The sequence below is a fragment of the Capilliphycus salinus ALCB114379 genome, from assembly GCF_047276495.1.
GTDB lineage: Bacteria > Cyanobacteriota > Cyanobacteriia > Cyanobacteriales > Microcoleaceae > Capilliphycus > Capilliphycus salinus.
The window spans coordinates 6,349,382-6,367,035 of sequence record NZ_CP178543.1 but is presented as its reverse complement, the minus strand read 5'-3'; the positions used below and the strand labels follow the sequence as shown (position 1 = coordinate 6,367,035).

Annotated in this window: 16 protein-coding genes; 7 read left to right on the top strand and 9 right to left on the bottom strand. The window is 43.7% G+C overall.

Features of this window, described 5'->3' with window-relative positions:
- Positions 1 to 100: 100 nt before the first annotated feature.
- Together ACL6C3_RS25625 and ahcY are read right to left on the bottom strand one after the other, a co-directional pair.
- Entirely contained in the window at positions 101 to 718 is a 618-nt protein-coding gene (locus ACL6C3_RS25625; protein WP_413162385.1) for an exopolysaccharide biosynthesis protein, read from the bottom strand.
- A 190-nt stretch (positions 719 to 908) separates the two neighbouring features.
- Positions 909 to 2,186 carry an adenosylhomocysteinase gene (gene ahcY, locus ACL6C3_RS25620; protein WP_413162384.1) on the bottom strand — a complete coding sequence of 426 codons (1,278 nt, stop codon included), beginning with the start codon at positions 2,184 to 2,186 and terminating at the stop codon, positions 909 to 911.
- Between the two features lie 244 nt (positions 2,187 to 2,430).
- Here ahcY and psb29 point away from each other — a divergent pair, with 244 nt between their 5' ends.
- Positions 2,431 to 3,156: a photosystem II biogenesis protein Psp29 gene (gene psb29 / locus ACL6C3_RS25615; RefSeq protein WP_413162383.1), complete on the top strand. Its 726-nt coding sequence runs from the start codon at positions 2,431 to 2,433 to the stop codon at positions 3,154 to 3,156.
- Between the two features lie 8 nt (positions 3,157 to 3,164).
- Here psb29 and ACL6C3_RS25610 read toward each other — a convergent pair whose 3' ends face one another.
- The 4 genes from ACL6C3_RS25610 to ACL6C3_RS25595 all read right to left on the bottom strand — a co-directional run bounded on the left by ACL6C3_RS25610 (position 3,165) and on the right by ACL6C3_RS25595 (position 6,097).
- A complete protein-coding gene (locus ACL6C3_RS25610) occupies positions 3,165 to 3,698 on the bottom strand; it encodes a late competence development ComFB family protein (RefSeq protein ID WP_413162382.1) in 534 nt (177 codons plus the stop codon).
- Between the two features lie 273 nt (positions 3,699 to 3,971).
- The gene (locus tag ACL6C3_RS25605; RefSeq protein WP_413162380.1) at positions 3,972 to 4,646 is read right to left on the bottom strand and encodes an SH3 domain-containing protein; all 675 of its coding nucleotides are present in this window, start codon (positions 4,644 to 4,646) and stop codon (positions 3,972 to 3,974) included.
- Positions 4,647 to 4,818: 172 nt separating this feature from the next.
- On the bottom strand, positions 4,819 to 5,013 hold the full coding sequence (locus tag ACL6C3_RS25600; protein WP_413162379.1) for a hypothetical protein: 195 nt from the start codon (positions 5,011 to 5,013) through the stop codon (positions 4,819 to 4,821).
- A gap of 250 nt (positions 5,014 to 5,263) precedes the next feature.
- A complete protein-coding gene (locus tag ACL6C3_RS25595) occupies positions 5,264 to 6,097 on the bottom strand; it encodes a hypothetical protein (protein ID WP_413162377.1) in 834 nt (277 codons plus the stop codon).
- Positions 6,098 to 6,387: 290 nt separating this feature from the next.
- Between ACL6C3_RS25595 and ACL6C3_RS25590 the strand changes: the two genes are divergently transcribed.
- Positions 6,388 to 7,338: an NAD(P)-dependent alcohol dehydrogenase gene (locus ACL6C3_RS25590; RefSeq protein ID WP_413162375.1), complete on the top strand. Its 951-nt coding sequence runs from the start codon at positions 6,388 to 6,390 to the stop codon at positions 7,336 to 7,338.
- Between the two features lie 43 nt (positions 7,339 to 7,381).
- On the opposite strand, the gene ACL6C3_RS25585 is transcribed toward ACL6C3_RS25590, so the two are convergent.
- Positions 7,382 to 8,095 (bottom strand): hypothetical protein, encoded by a 714-nt coding sequence (locus ACL6C3_RS25585; RefSeq protein ID WP_413162373.1) that lies wholly within the window; start codon positions 8,093 to 8,095, stop codon positions 7,382 to 7,384.
- 474 nt (positions 8,096 to 8,569) lie between these two features.
- Between ACL6C3_RS25585 and ACL6C3_RS25580 the strand changes: the two genes are divergently transcribed.
- Entirely contained in the window at positions 8,570 to 8,800 is a 231-nt protein-coding gene (locus ACL6C3_RS25580; RefSeq protein ID WP_413162371.1) for a hypothetical protein, read from the top strand.
- Positions 8,801 to 8,841: 41 nt separating this feature from the next.
- Here ACL6C3_RS25580 and ACL6C3_RS25575 read toward each other — a convergent pair whose 3' ends face one another.
- On the bottom strand, positions 8,842 to 9,930 hold the full coding sequence (locus ACL6C3_RS25575; RefSeq protein WP_413162369.1) for an RNA-guided endonuclease InsQ/TnpB family protein: 1,089 nt from the start codon (positions 9,928 to 9,930) through the stop codon (positions 8,842 to 8,844).
- A gap of 127 nt (positions 9,931 to 10,057) precedes the next feature.
- Between ACL6C3_RS25575 and ACL6C3_RS25570 the strand changes: the two genes are divergently transcribed.
- The 4 genes from ACL6C3_RS25570 to ACL6C3_RS25555 all read left to right on the top strand — a co-directional run bounded on the left by ACL6C3_RS25570 (position 10,058) and on the right by ACL6C3_RS25555 (position 17,172).
- Positions 10,058 to 11,149, top strand: coding sequence for a class I SAM-dependent methyltransferase (locus ACL6C3_RS25570; protein ID WP_413162367.1), 1,092 nt, complete (start codon positions 10,058 to 10,060; stop codon positions 11,147 to 11,149).
- Positions 11,150 to 11,290: 141 nt separating this feature from the next.
- Complete coding sequence (locus ACL6C3_RS25565; protein WP_413162365.1) at positions 11,291 to 13,471, top strand: transglycosylase SLT domain-containing protein; 2,181 nt, start codon at positions 11,291 to 11,293, stop codon at positions 13,469 to 13,471.
- Positions 13,472 to 13,678: 207 nt separating this feature from the next.
- Positions 13,679 to 15,379, top strand: coding sequence for a hypothetical protein (locus ACL6C3_RS25560; protein ID WP_413162363.1), 1,701 nt, complete (start codon positions 13,679 to 13,681; stop codon positions 15,377 to 15,379).
- A 35-nt stretch (positions 15,380 to 15,414) separates the two neighbouring features.
- The gene (locus tag ACL6C3_RS25555) at positions 15,415 to 17,172 is read left to right on the top strand and encodes a hypothetical protein (protein ID WP_413162361.1); all 1,758 of its coding nucleotides are present in this window, start codon (positions 15,415 to 15,417) and stop codon (positions 17,170 to 17,172) included.
- 11 nt (positions 17,173 to 17,183) lie between these two features.
- Here ACL6C3_RS25555 and ACL6C3_RS25550 read toward each other — a convergent pair whose 3' ends face one another.
- Positions 17,184 to 17,633, bottom strand: coding sequence for a GNAT family N-acetyltransferase (locus ACL6C3_RS25550; RefSeq protein ID WP_413162359.1), 450 nt, complete (start codon positions 17,631 to 17,633; stop codon positions 17,184 to 17,186).
- Positions 17,634 to 17,654 lie beyond the last annotated feature (21 nt).

The window sequence follows — 17,654 nt, the reverse complement described above, 5'->3', positions numbered from 1 at the left end:
AGAGTGAACTGGGCTAGAGAGCGATCGCGTCATCGATGCTCGATTCATCGTGTTTGTGGGCAAATTAGGGCGGTATCGTCGCCGCCCTTCCCCGAATCGCTTAAAATGACTGACGAATTAAGTTAATTCCGCCTTTTACCGCTTCGTAACCAAAAATCAAAATTAGCGTCGAAAGGGCTGCTCCCATCACGCACAGCACCAATCCCCCCAAACTAATTGCACCATCATCATCGAGTAAACCAAACCCGGTGACAAAAATCCCGATCGCGGGTAAAGTATTGGTTCCCGGAATCGGAATCATCATCGAAATAGCCATCAACGCGATCGCCAACCCGATGATAATCCGACCCGGAAAACTGGTGCAAACAAAGCTTAAGCGGGGACGAGAAATTAACTCAATTTTCTGTAACCAGGGAATTCCGCCTTTTAAAAAACCCTGCACGGTTTTTAGGTCGATGGGACGGTTGAGCCATCCTTGCGGAAACCAAGGTCGTTTCGATCCAACTAGAAGCTGAACCGCCAAAAGAAACAACAAAATCCCAAAGGGAACCGAATAACCCGGCGCCGGAACCGGTAAAGCCGAAGGTAAAGACAATATCACAAACAAAAACCCAAAGACCCGTTCGCCAGCGATATCGAGAATATCAGCCAGGGTGACTTGGGGAAAGCGTTCTTCATCAAAGAAGTAACGTTGCAGTTCAACAGAGAGTTTAGACACAGGTATTGGAAAAGGGAAGGTTTTCAGTCACCAGTCTTTACAGTCACCAGTCACCAGTGATTACAGTTATCAGTTATCTGTTACCAGTGACCAGCGTTTTCATCGGTTAATATTCACCGCACCCTTTTCCCGTTTACTGTTGACTGGTCACTGTTGACTGCTCACTGGTCACTGGTCACTGGTTACTGTTTTAGGTACCGGACGCCCAAGAGTTGGTGTACTCAATTTGTTCGTCGGTGAGGGTATCGAGGTTAATCCCCATTGCCTTCAATTTCAGTCGGGCAATTTCCTGATCGACATCGGTGGGAATGGAGTACATACCGGGTTCAAGTTTGCCTTTATTCTTCACCAGATACTCGCAAGCGAGGGCTTGGTTAGCAAAACTCATATCCATTACCGCACTCGGATGACCCTCAGCAGCGGCCAAATTAATCAGTCGTCCTTCTCCGAGTACAATCACAGACTTACCATTTTGCAGCTTGTACTGTTGGGTGAAGTTGCGAACCTCTTTAACTTCGGTCGCTTTTTGGGCTAAGGACTTGAGATCAATTTCAATATCAAAGTGACCCGAATTACAAACCATCGCCCCATCCTTCATCACATCAAAATGTTCGGAGCGAATCACGTGTTTGTTTCCTGTCACCGTGATAAACAGATCGCCAATGGGGGCTGCTTGTTCCATCGGCATCACCCGGAAACCATCCATTACCGCTTCGATCGCGCGTACCGGGTCAACTTCAGTCACAATCACGTTAGCACCCATGCCGCGAGCGCGAAGGGCGCAGCCTTTACCGCACCAGCCATAGCCGGCAACAACGATATTTTTGCCCGCCAACAGAATATTAGTCGCCCGAACGATACCATCGAGGGTAGACTGACCCGTACCATAACGGTTATCAAAGAAATGTTTGGTATCGGCGTCGTTAACGTTCATCGCCGGGAAGGTCAACACGCCATCTTTGAGCATTGCCTTCAAACGAACAATACCTGTGGTGGTTTCTTCGGTGGTCCCAATCAGATCGGAAAGTTGATGTTGGCGATTTTTCACCAAAGTTGCAACCACATCACTCCCATCATCGATGATAATGTTGGGACGATGATCCAGAGCGGTTTCAACGTGTCGCAAGTAGGTTTCTGTATCTTCTCCCTTGATCGCAAAAACGGGGATACCGTGATCGACGACCAAGCTAGCAGCAACATCATCCTGAGTGGACAGGGGGTTACTGGCAATTAAGATCGCATCCGCACCGCCTGCTTTCAGGGCGATCGCCAGATGAGCCGTTTCTGTCGTGACATGGCAGCAAGCAACCAAGCGGATACCCGCAAAGGGTTTTTCTTTAGCAAAGCGTTCTTGAATCAATCGCAGAACGGGCATTTCCCGTCCCGCCCAATCAATGCGCTGTTTTCCTTGAGTTGCCAAAGAGGGATCTTTAATTTCGTACTGAATACGTTCGGTTGTTGCAGTCATGCAAGTTTTCCTCGAAAAGATTTATTTTTCTAACGTTGAACTGTGACAAGAGGAATTGTCAGACTCAAAATTGCGCCTCCCCAAGCCATTGAGCGGGGATTAACTTTTTGTTACCGCAGTTTCTATTTTGCAGTCCATAATACAGACTAACCCGAGTCTTGTCAGATTGGCTAGGGGGATCTCGCTTGGCAAACGAGTCTTCAGGAGAGACAATAGAATCTTAAGTCCCTCTTAAGAATGGCTTGTGAACAACATCCGTACTGTCTCTGATACTAAACGCGCTTTTTATAGCATTCACACTCGCCCGATCAACTCGGTTTACCGTCGGGTGATCGAGGAATTAATGGTTGAGATGCACCTACTGTCGGTCAATGTGGATTTCCAATACGATCCGATTTATGCTTTGGGGGTCGTGACCGCCTTCGACCGTTTTATGGAAGGATATCTACCCGCATCCGATCGGGAGTCGATGTTCAATGCTTTGATTGGTGCTTTGCAAGATGATCCCCAGCGCTATCGGGCCGAAGCCGAGCGATTGCAGCAATTGGCTCAAACCCTCTCGGTCAAGGATATTGTCTCTTGGGCGAATCAGGCCGCTAACGAGAGCGGCGATAACGACTTGCAGAGTTCCTTTCATCGGATTGCCACCAATCCCAAGTACAAGTACAGTCGCCTGTTTGCCATTGGTTTATTTACCCTGATCGAACAGGCTGATCGCGGAGCGATCGAGGACAAGGAAGCAACCGATCAAACTCTGGCTCAAATCGCTTCGGGATTAAACATACCTCAGGACAAATTGCAAAAGGATCTCGAACTGTATCGCAGCAATTTAGAAAAATTGATGCAAGCTCGTACCGTTATGGACGAAATGACTCAAGCCGAACGCAAACGGCGAGAACAGCGTGCTGCTCAACCGGCCGTTCGTCCCACTCCCGAGTCTGCACCCGAGGAGGTTTCAACGGACTCCTGAAAGCCGCTTTAATGACCTTGCTCGTAATTTTCAGCATAAGTTTTGAGCAAGGTGCTAATGTTACCCAGGACGCCTTCACCGGACAACTGTGCGAATACGGTTTTGTTTTGGGCAACTCGGTCTAAATTCAGATTGATCGCCTCTTTGACCTGACTGGAAATGAGATCGTAGAGTTCTTCTCTGGCTTTAGAACGCTGATATTGAGCGCCTTCTTCGGTTGTTGCATACAGAGGCGGAAGTCGGTTGAGCGCATATGCAGCAATATCCCCAACATCGAGCGATTGTTCATTGCTATCCTCAATATCGGCCACCCGGGCGATCGCTTCGCTGAGAACCAACTCTTCCATGACGTTGATAAACTGTTTGCGGGGTAGAACAACCACTTCACCCGTTAACAAGGCTCCCATGAGGCGATCGAGTGCCATGTACTCCTCGATTGATAATTCGGATGCGGTGTTGCAAATGCGTCCGACTTCTGCCTCCATAGAAGGCGTTAAGTAACCATCTTGTAAAGCTTGCTCAACAATTTTCTCAATACTCATAAGACCTTTACACTCAATCCCTGAACGGAATGAACTTACACATACAGATTTGTCTAACTCTGGAGAAACGGCTATGTACGCCTCTCCAACGACCTGGAGTCAAACAAAAAATGTTCTCTTGATGATCGGCGCTTTTCGTTAGCTTGGAGGGGCTACAAAAAGGCATTGGAGAAATTTTCTGTCTGTTCTAGCACATTGGCTAAGAATAACATATTAACTCCCCTCTTCCCTATACAGAACGTCATAGCTTGAAAACTCCTTTTCTCAGTAGAGTTAATCCCCTTTCTCTACAATCAAGTATATGGGTTTGTAATTGACAATAAAATTGGTCATTATCTCTCGTTCGTCGAGGGTTGGTGTTGCTAAACAGCCTCCTGTTCCCGTTTGGGAGTTGTTTTCAAAGGTCGAAGGATCGTAGTGTACCCCAAACCCCCCTCGCCGGGTTTTAAAGGTTGGGGTCACGGGCGACCACACCCCCCCAAACTCTCCCGGTGCGTACTCCACATGACCCGGAATATCAAAGGTATACACCCCAAACGGGATCGGGGTTTGAGATCCCGGTACGTCGGACGGATCTTGTAAACCGACTCGACCCGATACACAGCGTATTCTATCAATCACCCGACCTTCACTATCGATTAATTCGGTTTCATATACTTTTAACCCCCCCGCTATCTTTTCTGAGGTTTGACTCGCCACCACTTTCGCCCCCGCGAGTCCGTTGGGGGTTGACGAACGTTCTTCGGAAACCGATAAAAACGTGAGAAATTCCATCGCCACCCAACGGTTTGGGCCAATTGAAACCCAATTCCAATTTCCCCCTTTCACCGGTTCTCCGGTTACGGTTACTTTTGTCCCATTAGCCAGGGTATCTATAATCTCACCATTCGGACTCGAACGTACATTTAAAACATCACCTGAAGTTCTGACAATTGCTGTTTTACTCATCAATCTTTTCTCCTTTTCAAAATAGATGAGGTTTTGGATAAACCGGATTTCTGGATATTAGGATTGGCTAAATTAACCTAAAAAAAACCGGATTTCTGGCTATTGTTCTTAGCTAAATTCCCTAGTTTTTTCCTAGAGAAATCCGGTTTCTGAGACTGAGGTTCGATCTCAGTTAAACCCGAGTCGATAAAGGTTTAATCCAAAGAGCGGTAAAAAATACGGGTGTTCCGCCAATTAATCCGAAAATTAACCACCGATTAAAACGGCGACCTTTTTGTTTGGCAATTAAAGCGGCTATTCCACCCATTAAACAGTGAAAAAATAGTAAAAACAAAGTTAGAGCCGGGTCTATTTCTAAATTCAACATTGTCTGGAAAAATTGGTTATGGACTTGAAATCAACGGTTGGGTTTAATTCTATTTTACCCCGGATGATTGGGAGTCTTATTTTTCATAATTATTTGAAATAAAATTAACAAAACTTGACACTTTGCCAATAATATTTATTCTAGAATAGCACAACTCTCTCTATCTATTCAAGTCATTTTTAGGGAAAAGCTTTTTAATCAACAGACTCAAGTCTTGATTGTGAATAATTTTGTCAAGAAAGCGGCTGTCTTATTTTTCCGAAACGCTTAAAGTTCCGGTTATCGTTTTCTGTAGAATAATTTCATTAACAAACGGTTTGGCTTCTCCGCGATGCTGTAAATTCCAAGCCGCATATAAACTCGGACTATAGCGATCATCTTTCCCGAGTCCAAAATCATCATAAATCACAAAAAACACCTCAAAAGAGTAAGAATAATCTGGGTTGAATGTAAATCGTTTCAGCAACAACTCCGCCCCTTGAATTCCGCCAATTGCGGCGAACAATGTTAAATCAGCTTTTCCCGGTTTAAACCCAAAATGCGGAATAGAAATTTTGAGCTTATTGACATCAAAATCATTCAAGCTAACAAAAGATGAAATTTGCTGCTGTATTTGACGAACAACCGAATTAAACGCCGACTTAAAAGGCGGTGAATCTTCAAGCAAACGGGATAAGGGCGCATTGATATCATGCTGATAAACTCCGCCTTTGCCTTCTAAAAAATGCTCAATCAACGGTTGAACAATTGGGCGTTTTAAAAGTAAACTAGCCGGAGAGAAGCGAATCAAACCCTGATAAAAGTTGCTATAAATCGGCGATAACGGCATCAAATCATCCGTTGATAAAAAATCATCGCCTTGTCCGTATGCCGAGGGTGGATGGACTCGTTCACCGATTTTAATCGGCAGATAAACCCGTTGACCTGCTAGCAATTGAGAAGAATCGAGAGAAGTAAAATGAGTTCCATTTTCTAGGCGAACTTCCCGCCAGCGATCGCCATCTTTAAACCCCTTTTCAGCAATACTTTTAACCGTATCTCCCGGTTGCACCCTGTAGGACGTATCAAAAACAATTTTAGTCATTTTCCGACTGCAATTAACCCTTTATAATTTTTCAATTCTCCAACGCATCCGACCGGAAATTTTACCTCAAAAAGCATCGAGATGTAAACCGAAAAAAGAATCAATTCCCCAGTCAGGCGCCAAGTTTAGCCCAGACGTGCGAGCCGGACCGCAGTTGGTCAAATGGACTCTGCTAGGAATTGAAGTTCTGTCCAATCAAATTAATAAAACCATGATGACAAATAGAGAAATACACGATACATTAAATGAACAAGGAATCAAGCATCAGGAAACAGACTGAGGATTTAGACATGAAAGCGGTTATTTTTAATCAATATGGTTCAGCCAACGTGTTGGAATATCGAGAGATAGACAGACCCAAAATTAAACCGGATGAACTATTAGTTAAAATCTCCGCCACCAGTGTAAACCCCGTTGACTGGAAAATGCGACAGGGAAGCTTACAACTGATCTCCGGTTATAATTTTCCGAAAAAAATTGGTGCGGACTTGTCTGGAGTGGTGGTAGAAGTCGGAGAAAAAGTCACAGGCTTTCAACCGGGAGATGAAGTCTACACCAGTCTCAACCCGGTTTCTGGGGGTGCTTGCGCCCAATATGCTGCGGTTCCGGCTTCTATCACCGCCCCCAAACCCTCGACCATGACGCACGAAGAAGCAGCAGCGGTTCCCATTGCGGGGTTAACAGCGCTACAATCATTGTTTGATTTGGGTCAAATTCGACCCGGACAAAAAGTATTAATAAACGGCGCTTCTGGAGGGGTAGGAACCTACGCCGTACAAATAGCAAAAGTGATGGAAACCGAAGTCACGGGAGTCTGTAGCAGCGCCAATTTAGAACGGGTAAAACAGTTGGGCGCCGATATTGTAATTGACTACACTCAAGTTGATTTTACCCAACAAGGAACCCAATACGACATTATTTTAGATGCGGTGGGAAAACAAACCTTTTACAACTGTGAGAAAGTGTTAAAACCGGATGGAATTTATATTTCTACCCTTCCAACTCCCGAAAATATTCTGGCTTCGGCTCAAACTTGGTTACTTCCCGGTAAATCCGCTAAATTAGTGTTAGCACAGCCGAATCGTCGAGATTTAGATGCGTTGCGAGATTGGATAGAAGCGGGTAAAATTCAATCGGTTATTGATCGGGTTTTTCCACTTTCTGATATTATTGAAGCCCACAGTTACAGCGAAACGGGGCGAGCGGTTGGTAAGATTGTTTGTGTTGTTGAAAGCGATTAAAAAATTCGTAGGGGCGCTGCGGCTTGCGCCCAATAATTTATCCCTAAACTAATTGCAATTGTATTTCTTTTTTCAAACGACTATATAATAGTTCATTCTCTTGATTTTTTCGTTCGTTCTCCTGCTTTAATAGTTCAATCTCTTGATTTTTTCGTTCGTTCTCCTGCTTTAATAGTTCAATCTCTTGATTTTTTCGTTCGTTGTCCTGCTTCAATTGGTCCTTTTCATGTTGCAGTTGTTTGACGACTAATTCCTGTCCAGAAGAAAGATGCTTCTGAGCGTTGATCATCTTGTCTTGCAAGTTTTCATCTAAGTCTTGGTTTTCTAATTTTTCCTTTAAATATTCGTCTTCAAAGCTTTGATCGTAATCTTGATATTCGATATTTGCTTTCGTCATTGCACGCTGAATATGTTTGAGATCGATCTCGCTTTTGACCTGATATATATGCGGCTTTGCGCGTAATGATTGATTTACTGTACGATTTACAATGGGATCGGATAACGGGTCTTTTACGGATTCTCCCGTAATACCGCATAGTTTTCGCAGATGAGTGTTGGTAGCTGAGGTTCCTAATTTAGCAATTTTGCCTATGTCTTTCTCAGTTGCATCAATCTTATCTATATTCAAAAGTTTCACGCTATACAAAACTATCAGAGAAATTGGGGAATTTTCAGAGAGATCAGATAAAATCGATCTAATTTTTTGAGAGGATAGCTTAACTTGACTTTGTTCGGGAAATTCGTTATTATTAGTCATTGTGAACCCGCCTCCTTTGCGGGGGACATTAAATAAAGTAAATACTTCAACTTGGAGTAGGAGAAAGGATGGTAATTTTCTCCTACTTTTTGTATGTTGACACAAACGAAAAAAAAATGCAAGGGACTGGAGGAAAAAAAACATCGCAAAAATTCATAAAGGGGCGAAAAATAAGGGTTAAAATTGCTTTGGTAAAGGGTTTGAGCGATAAAACCTCGAAACAGATTCCGCTTCTTTGTCGCTCCATTGACGCGCATATTTGCGATCATTCAGCCTGAAAACCTAATTGTTTCGTGAGCTTGTCCCGTTTTTATTGCGATCGCAGCCTCCATCTTGTCAGAGGAATACCAACCGAAACCCTTGCCAAATAGTGTTTGGTGGTAATTTGTTTCCCCTTCAGAAAAAATTATCTTTTTTTCACGCTGTCGTCTCTCAGTAAGCGATGATCGCAGTATCCCAGAAAAGAAAAGTGGTATGGCTGATCTTAAGCTCCGAAACGCCTCAAAATGCTTCGTTTACTGGAGTCCCGCTTTAGAGTTTCCCGAAAAAAAAGAAAAATGTTTTTTTGATTTCGTGGAGGATGAAGAGGTTGAAAGTAAGGATGGGGTTGGTTTTCGGGTCAACCTTCCTACCGCAGGTATTGCGATCGCAATATTAAGCTATATTTACCCCGGTTGTGGAACGAGTTCACCGAATGACGGTTGACATCCTCCCCTCCGTGAACGGAGAGGATTCCTAGCAGAAGCCTACTGCAAAATATCAAAGATTGATAACTGCACAGGTTTCTCTAAGCGGGTTGACGCTTCTTTGGATGCTGCTTCTTTAACAGAAGTCTTACACGCTCCTCCACGTCCATTTAGACTCTCCGAAAGTCCTCCGGCGAGTAGAATATTTGAGGCGGCATTACCGTCTCTATCGTGAGTAGTTTCACAGTTTAAACAAGTCCATTCACGAACAGAATCGCTAATTGCTTTTGAAAGCTTGCGGTTTTTAACCATTCCTGACACGTTTAAATCCTCCAGAACGATCACTTGGTTTTCGATGATTATTCGGGTTGAGAGTTTGTGCAGGAAATCTTTGCGAGTATCTTTCATTCGGGCATAGAGTTTAGCTTTTCTTGCCCTAGCTTTCTCGTAACGCTTGGAACCTTGCTGCTTTCGAGATAGGTTTCTGTTGAGTTTTCTCAGACGTTTAATTTTCTGTTTTAGTGGTTTAGGAGCGTCTATTTTTTGTCCAGAACTTAGTACAGCAAACGTCTTGACTCCTAAATCAATACCAACACGGCTCGGTGATTCGGGAAGTAGTTGTTGATTGACTTCTACAACAAAACTCAAAAAGTATCTGTTAGCTGCATCTTTGATAACAGTGACCGATGAAGGTTGAGAAGGTAGAGATCTTGACCAGATAATCTTTAAGTTGCCAATCTTGGCTAAAGATATCTTGTCTCTATCTAGTTTAAATCCACCAATTCTAAACCTAGCTGATTGTTTAGCGTTCCTTTTTTTAAACTTAGGAGGTCTAATTTTCTGGCCCTTTCGCTTGCCCTTGCACGATTTAAAAAAGTTCTGATAAGCCTGTTCTAAGTCGTTAAGAGATTGTTGCAAAGGGATGTTAGAAACCTCTTTCAACCATTCCCTGTTAGCTGTTTTCTTAGCCTGGGTAATGAACTGCTTCTGGAGTTGAGAATTACTCAGTTTCTTTTCCCCAGACTTGTAGAGTTCAATACAGTGAGCTAAGGCATCATTCCAGACAACCCGACAGCAACCAAAGAGTTTAGCCAATTGGGTTTGCTGTTCGAGTGTTGGATAGATTCGGTACTGGTATCTTGCTTTCATGCTATCATTTTACCATTGGTCTGCCTATCAACATTCACCTAAATAGTTGTGATTTGAGTGGTTAACCGTCAGTCACGGACTTGGCTCATATCCCGCTTTTTATTGGTCAATGATGTACATTAACATCATGGGAACTCCGATATCGTTTGAGGATTTAGAACTCGTGGTAGCCAACAAGCCGACAACGGTGAGCGATCCGGCCGTTTTAGATAACGCACTGATGCTGAAGGTAAAGCGACTCACATCAGCGAGGGGACAACTCGTTTTACCCTGTGTACCCGCACTCTTAGATGAGTATGTCGAACAGTTTCACCGCTTGCTGGTGGCGCTGGGACAAAATTTCACGCCGAAGGAAATACAAGCGTTGCGTCAGCTTGTTGAAAAGAAACTGACAGAAGGATACAACAGTTCTCCTCATGCTCGTTTGGTCTTCCAATACGAACCGCCAGACCCGACGCACGGACTGACTCATGGGTTAAGATTAACGGTAAAAACAGAAATCCTGACCATCGAAAATAAATATCAGCGCTGGCTCACCAGTCGCGAAGGGCCGTTGTTTGGTTCTCATCCCGATGCTAAACTAATGGCGATCGCTTCTCAGTTGGGATCGGCGGCTACCGCTCCTATTTTAGATGTGGGTGCAGGGGTAGGGCGCAATACTTTACCTTTGGCGCGACTCGGACACCCCGTTGATGCGGTGGAACTCACCCCCGAGTTTGCTCAAATTATCGCCAAAGAAGCAAAGGCCGAAAATCTACCCGTGCGGGCGGTTCAAAGCAATATTCTGAACCCGGCTCTGAAACTTCCGCAAAAATATTATAAATTAGCAGTTGTAGCCGAAGTCATTTCCCATTTTCGCGCCCTCTCAGAAGTGCAAACTTTACTGAATGTGATGTGCGAAACCATTCAACCGGGAGGGTTGCTGCTGTTTAGCACGTTTGTCGCTGATGAGGGCTATGAACCCGATGAAAAGGTGCGAGAAATGTCTCAGGTGCAATGGTCTTATCTATTGACTCGCCCGGAGTTAAACGGAGCAATGCAGGGTTTGCCTCTACAGGTGTTGTCGGATGAGTCGGTGTATGAATATGAACGGACTCATTTAAGTGCCGAAGCATGGCCGCCTACACCTTGGTTTGAACATTGGGCTTTGGGTCGCGATGTTTTTCCCATTCCTAACCCGCCCATGTCTTTACGATGGATATTGTGTCGAGTCCATTAATCTCGCCCAAACTATTGTAAACGCTCAAAGTATTAAATTTTGATTAATCTCTGTTGAAAAAACTGACCTCAAGTTTTGACAACAAACTTCTCATAAAATCACGATAAACCCCTGAAAATTGACCACAGAGCAAATTCCATCATGGTTAAGCAACGGATCACTCAATTCGCCCTCTTGCTCGGTGCTGCGTCTGTCGCCCTGGCGATCGGGATCTTTTTCCCGATCACGCAGTTACAAAGATTTTTACCGTCTCGCGAGGCGTCTATTCCCGAGTCTGATGACACGGAGATGGTTATTTTGTTGGCGTCGATGTCTCCCGAAGATCGCCAAGATGAACTTAAAGAAATTGCTCAAGTTTCAGCCCCCTCAAGCGATCGCAGTCGGGCGCGTTATTTACTGGCTAGCGATTTTCTTCAACAAAACCAGCCAACGGAAGCGGTTCCCCTTTTAGAAGGACTCGAAAAAGATTATCCGCTTTTGGGAAGCCATATTTTGTTAAAGCGGGCGCAAGCTTACGAACTGATGGGCGATACCGCCAACGCCAAGCAAACTTGGGAAAATTTACTGCAAACTTATCCCGAAGATCCCGTTGTCGCCGAGGCGCTGTATGTTTTGGGGAAGGAAAACCCCGAATATTGGGACCGGGCGATCGCAGAATTTCCGGCTCATCCCCGTACCGTTGAAATTGCCCAAGCCCGTTTGAAAGAAAATCCCAATCAACTCCCGCTTTTATTAATTATCGCCCGACACGGCATTTATTTACAGGACTACGGCACCTATTTAGAAAAGCTGCGCCTCAACTACGCCAGCCAACTGACGCCGGAAGACTGGGAAGCTTTAGCCTTTGGCTATTGGGAAAAACAGGATTATGGTAAGGGCGCTTTGGCTTATGCAAAAGCAACCCGCACCCCTCGCAACCTCTACCGTCATGCCCGAGGGTTGTGGCTCGATGGGAAGATTCCCGAGTCCCGCAAAGCCTACGAACAACTTATCCAAGCGTTTCCCGATCAAAAAGATCCGGGTGGGGAAGATGCGGGGTTTGGCTTAATTCGTTTGGCTCGGTTGAGCGATCGTGCTGATGCGGTAAAATACCTCGATCAAGCGATCGCCGGTTTTCCCTTACATCGTGCCGAGGCGCTTTATGATAAGGCGGAATTGCTGGATCAATTGCAATCAAAACAGTCGGCGTCTCAAGCGAGACAAATGTTGTTAAATCAACATAGCGACTCGGAACCTGCGGCACAATTGCGGTGGAAACTTGCTCAGGATTATGCCAAGGCGGGAAACATTAAAGAGGCGTCTAAATGGGCAAAAGAACTTTCTACTAAAAATCCCGATAGTGAGTTGGCGCCGGAAGCGAATTTTTGGATCGGAAAATGGGCGCAACAAATTGGTAATTCCGCCGAAGCTAAAAAAGCATTTGAATATTTGTTAGCCCGTTATCCCGATTCTTATTATGCTTGGCGGGCGGCTGTACAATTGGGTTGGCCTGTGGGAGATTTTACCACCGTTCGTCCGCTCAATCCTCATGTTGAATATCCCGAAACTCATCCGGTTCCGGCTGCGGGTTCTGATGTTTTAAAAGAACTTTATCAACTGGGGAAACATCGGGAGGCTTGGAACCTTTGGCAAGTTGAATTTGCTAACCGGATGCAACCGTCTATTGAGGAACAGTATACTGATGGTTTGGTGCGTCTGGGTGTGGGCGATAATTTGGATGCGCTTTGGATGCTTTCTAGCTTGAGTATGCGGGATGAACCGGAGGAGCGAAAGAAATATTTGGAGTTAAAGAAAACCCCGGAATATTGGCAGGCTTTGTATCCTTTTCCTTACTTAGAAACGATTGTTAATTGGTCGGAAGAACGTCAATTAAATCCGGTGTTGGTAACGGCTTTAATTCGTCAAGAATCTCGGTTTATGCCGGCAATTAAATCGGTTGTTGGGGCGACGGGTTTGATGCAGGTGATGCCGGAAACCGGCGAAGAAGTTGCCCAACAAATTCAACTCACGAATTATTCTTTGGAAGATGTCGAGGATAATGTGAATTTGGGAACCTTTTATCTCGATTTTACTCATCGAGAATACAACAATAATTCGTTGCTGGCGGTGGCGAGTTATAATGCGGGTCCCAATGCGGTTTCGGGTTGGTTAGATCGGTTTGGTTTTCAAGATCCTGATGCTTTTGCGGAGAAAATTCCCTATCCTGAAACCTATGGTTATGTGAAGTCTGTGTTTGGCAATTATTGGAATTATTTACGAATTTATAATCCCGATATTGCGGCGATGATGGCACAACACAAGGCTTCTTACAAGGCAAAGTAGCGGTTTATTTATGTTTTAAAAAATCCCAAAACCTGTAGGGTGCATCAAACAAAAAGATAGGGGAGAAAACCGTTAATTTTTCTATCTGATGCACCTACTAATATGGGGATTAAAAGCAGATCGGTTTTTGATCTGTTTTATTTTGTGCCAAACTGCGGTACACTGTCCGATAGAATAAAATCCATTGAATTAAAATCTGGGTAAACCTTGCTAAATTTGTCTTTAGAAAAGTCTTCGAGTCGCCAAGTCTGGCTATACTTGGGTTTAAGTTTAATTGTGGCGATCGCTTGTGGTGTTTGGGCGTTTTCCAAAGCGTGGGGTCAAGAATATATTATCCAAGATGATGCGCGATCGCACGTGGTTTGGATGTTGAGATTTTTAGATCCCAAACTGTTTCCCAATGATATTATTATCGATTATTTTCAGTCGGTTGCGCCGCCCGGATATGCTAAATTTTATCAAGTTTTTGCTTGGCTAGGGGTGAGTCCGCTTTTATTAAATCAAATCTTACCGACTATTTTGGGTGTTATTACAACGGGTTTTTGTTTTGGGGTGTGTTGGGAGATTTTCCCGGTGGCGATGGCGGGTTTTTTGAGTGCATTACTTCTCAATCAAAATCTGTGGTTAAAAGATGATTTGGTTACGGCGACGCCGAGGGCGTTTTTTTATCCGCTATTTCTCGCTTTTTTATATTTCTTATTGCGGCGATCTGTTATCGGTGTGGGTATTGCGATCGCGTTATTGGGCGGGTTTTATCCCCAAGGGGTTTTAATTGCGGTGGGTGTAGTCATTTTACATCTATTTTGGGGAAGCAAACACACAGATTCTACTCGAAATACCAACTACTCTATTTTAATAACGGGTTTGGTAATTGGCGGTTTGGTTTTACTTCCTTACGCGATCAATTCTTCTCAATGGGGAGATGTTATCAATCTTAGTCAAGCGAAAAATTTACCGGAATTTTATCCGGGGGGACGGGCTTCTTTTTTTACGGATAAACCGTTAGATTTTTGGTTGACGGGCGATCGCTCGGGTTTTTTACCCCAAGAATGGTTTAGAAAATCCCCCATTCCGCCCCAAGTTTTCGCCGGAATTTTCTTACCAATTTTATTGAGATATTCCTCAAAATTTCCCTTGACTAAAAAAATTTCTCGCTCCATTCTTATTTTACCAGAATTACTTTTGGTGTCAACCGGATTGTTTTTACTGGCTCATCTTTTGGCGTTTCGGTTGCACCATCCCAGCCGTTATAGCCAGCATAGCTTGAGGATAATCATGGCTGTGGCGGGGGGAATTGCCATTACATTACTTCTCGATGTGATTGTCCGGAAAATTAACGAAAAACGGCACAAAATTTTTCTTAAAATCGGTTTGGCTGTGCTAGTATTTTTCTGTTTGTGTTATCCTGCTTTAACCAGTCGTTTCCCGATTACCAATAATGTTGTTGGGAAAATTCCGTTGTTGTACGAATTTTTTGCCATTCAACCTCCGGATACGCGCATTGCATCTTTAGCAGAGGTTGCCAATAATATCCCCGCCTTTTCTCAGCGTTCAATTTTAGTGGGTTCTGAGTATTTGTTACCCTATCACGAAAACTATTATACACCGATGAAACAGCGAGCAGAAGCATTAATTAAAGCCCAGTACAGCCCTAATTTAGAGGAAGTAAAACAGTTTGTTCAAGAGTATGAAGTAGATTTTTGGATGATCGAAGAAAAGGCGCTAACGTTGGAGTTTGTTCAACAAGAAGACGCCCTAAAAAAACTCAGCCCAACCGTTACCGAACAAGTCGAAGAAAATCTAAAAGCCGGACAAAAACCGATCCTTTCAACGTTAAGCGATCGCTGTACCGTCCTGCAAGTTCAAGAGTATATTATACTCGATGCTAACTGTATTCTCAACTCTTAATTTTAAACCGTTAAACTCTCATCAAATCTAAGTCTATGTCAATGACTCGTTTACACGCTTTTTTAACGTCTCCCCTCGATAAAACCCCCCGTTCGAGAGTGATTTTTTGGTTTAGTCTCAGCATGGTATTTGCGGTTATTTATGCGGGGATGGCGCTGCATCGTGCTTTTGAGGGTTCCGGGTTAATTCAAGATGATGCTCGCCAGCATATTTTTTGGATGCAAAGATATCTCGATCCCGAGTTATTTCCCAATGATTTAATTGCCGATTATTTCCAAGCCGTCGCCCCAAACGGATACAAGCTTCTTTATTTGGTGGCGACGTTTTTGGGGATTCATCCGCTGGTTTTTTGTCGAATTGTGCCTTCTATTTTAGGGATTATTAGCACGCCTTTTGCGTTTGGAATTAGTGTAGAAATTCTGCCCGTTCCTCTGGCGGGTTTTGTCGGGGCGTTGTTGATGAATCAGATTATTTGGTTAAAAGATGATGTGGCATCGGGAACGCCGAGAGCGTTTATTTATCCGATTTTTATAGCGTTTATCTATTATTTGATCAGAAGTAATCTCTGGGGCGTGGCGATTTCTATTGGTTTAACGGGATTGTTTTATCCTCAGTATGTCTTTGTGGGATTGGGGATTTTAATTCTGCGTTTGTTTAGTTTTAAAGACGGAAAAATTCGGTTTTCTTCTAACTCAAAAGACTTAAAAATATTTTGGGTGAGTTTGGCGGTTTCGTTTGTGGTGATGTTGATTTATGCCTTACAAACCCTCGAATTTGGTCCGGCGATGAGTCGGGCGGAAGCGTTACAATCTTTGGAGTTTTTTGAGAACGGACGAAATCCCTTTTTTCACGAAAGTTTTTTAGATTTTTGGTTTAATAGTAGACGCAGTGGGATGTTTCCCAAGTCGTTGTTTACTCCCGCAACTCAATGTTTAGCGTTGTTATTTCCGGTTTTATTCCTATTTCGTCCCGCGTTTCCTTTAGTTGATAGAATTAAGCCGGGAATTTGGGTAATGTTTCAATTGCTCGTTTCTTCGGTTGTGATGTTTTTGTTGGCTCATGCGTTTCTGTTTAAACTGCATCTTCCTAGCCGATATACCGGAATTAGTTTTAGGATTGTCATTGCCGTTTTAACGATTGTTGCGTTTACGGTGATTTTGGATGCTTTGTTAAATTGGATTGAAGTTAAACGTCAGGAAACATCGGAAAAAAGTGAGTTATTTCCCCGAAATGTTCAGAAGATTGTGGCGGGGGGATTAATTGGAGTTTTGACTATTTCTCTGTTGTTTTATCCGAGTTTCGTGCCGTTCTTTCCTCTGGTCAAATACGAACAGGCTGACCGACCGGAACTGTACGAATTCTTTCAGCAGCAACCGAAAGATGTTTTGGTGGCGTCGGTATCGGGAGAGATTAACCAACTGCCCACTTTTGCCCAACGTTCGATTTTAGTGGGTCGCGAATATATGATTTCTTACCATACGGGCTATTACAAGCAAATGAACGAGCGAACAACCGGTTTAATTCAAGCTCATTATAGCCCAGATTTGGATGAACTCAAAGCTTTTATTCAAAAGTATGGAATTGATTTGTTTTTGATAGAACTTTATGCTTTTGTTCCCGAATATTTCTCCTTTAATGACTGGATGAATGAGTTTCCCGAAGGACAAAAGGCTTATCAGTTTTTGAAAACGGGAGAATTTCCCGCTTTAGCCAAAACGATTAGTAAATGCTCGGTCTACACAGCCGAAGAATGGTTTATTGTTGATGCCAATTGTATTTTAAAACTGGAATAATTAAGCATCAATTAGATTTGAGAGCGAACCAACCGAATAAACTGGCAAGTTGAACCGGAAACTTGGCTTTCAAACTTGCCATTTTCTCGAAAACCGGCTTTGGCATAAAAGTGACGCGCCCGATGATTAGCCGCAATTACAACAGTCCAAGCCGGACTTCCAATAATATTTAAAGCTAACCTCAACAAACGTTTTCCAACGCCTTTATTTTGATAATCCGGATCGACATAAAGTAAGGTAATGTGATTTTTATAAATAGCCACAAAACCAACGACTTGATCGCCGTCACAGGCGACAAATTTGCGACAAGGATGAAAGATTTTATTCAGATACGGATTTTGAGCCAAAGGAGTCAAGCCCAGAGGAACAGAAACCCCGGCAAATTCGCCGGGTTGTGCGCGATCGTGGACTTGACAAACGGCTTCCCAATCTGTTTCAAAATAGGGACGAATTTTGATCATTTAGGGAGTAAAAAAACCCTA

Bases quoted from the DNA above. Each gene is read 5' to 3' on its own strand.
- ahcY (WP_413162384.1), bottom strand. From the start codon at position 2,186: ATGACTGCAACAACCGAACGTATTCAGTACGAAATTAAAGATCCCTCT.
- ACL6C3_RS25610 (WP_413162382.1), bottom strand. From the start codon at position 3,698: ATGAGTATTGAGAAAATTGTTGAGCAAGCTTTACAAGATGGTTACTTA.
- ACL6C3_RS25605 (WP_413162380.1), bottom strand. From the start codon at position 4,646: ATGAGTAAAACAGCAATTGTCAGAACTTCAGGTGATGTTTTAAATGTA.
- ACL6C3_RS25600 (WP_413162379.1), bottom strand. From the start codon at position 5,013: ATGTTGAATTTAGAAATAGACCCGGCTCTAACTTTGTTTTTACTATTT.
- ACL6C3_RS25595 (WP_413162377.1), bottom strand. From the start codon at position 6,097: ATGACTAAAATTGTTTTTGATACGTCCTACAGGGTGCAACCGGGAGAT.
- ACL6C3_RS25590 (WP_413162375.1), top strand. From the start codon at position 6,388: ATGAAAGCGGTTATTTTTAATCAATATGGTTCAGCCAACGTGTTGGAA.
- ACL6C3_RS25585 (WP_413162373.1), bottom strand. From the start codon at position 8,095: ATGACTAATAATAACGAATTTCCCGAACAAAGTCAAGTTAAGCTATCC.
- ACL6C3_RS25580 (WP_413162371.1), top strand. From the start codon at position 8,570: ATGGCTGATCTTAAGCTCCGAAACGCCTCAAAATGCTTCGTTTACTGG.
- ACL6C3_RS25575 (WP_413162369.1), bottom strand. From the start codon at position 9,930: ATGAAAGCAAGATACCAGTACCGAATCTATCCAACACTCGAACAGCAA.
- ACL6C3_RS25570 (WP_413162367.1), top strand. From the start codon at position 10,058: ATGGGAACTCCGATATCGTTTGAGGATTTAGAACTCGTGGTAGCCAAC.
- ACL6C3_RS25565 (WP_413162365.1), top strand. From the start codon at position 11,291: ATGGTTAAGCAACGGATCACTCAATTCGCCCTCTTGCTCGGTGCTGCG.
- ACL6C3_RS25555 (WP_413162361.1), top strand. From the start codon at position 15,415: ATGTCAATGACTCGTTTACACGCTTTTTTAACGTCTCCCCTCGATAAA.
- ACL6C3_RS25550 (WP_413162359.1), bottom strand. From the start codon at position 17,633: ATGATCAAAATTCGTCCCTATTTTGAAACAGATTGGGAAGCCGTTTGT.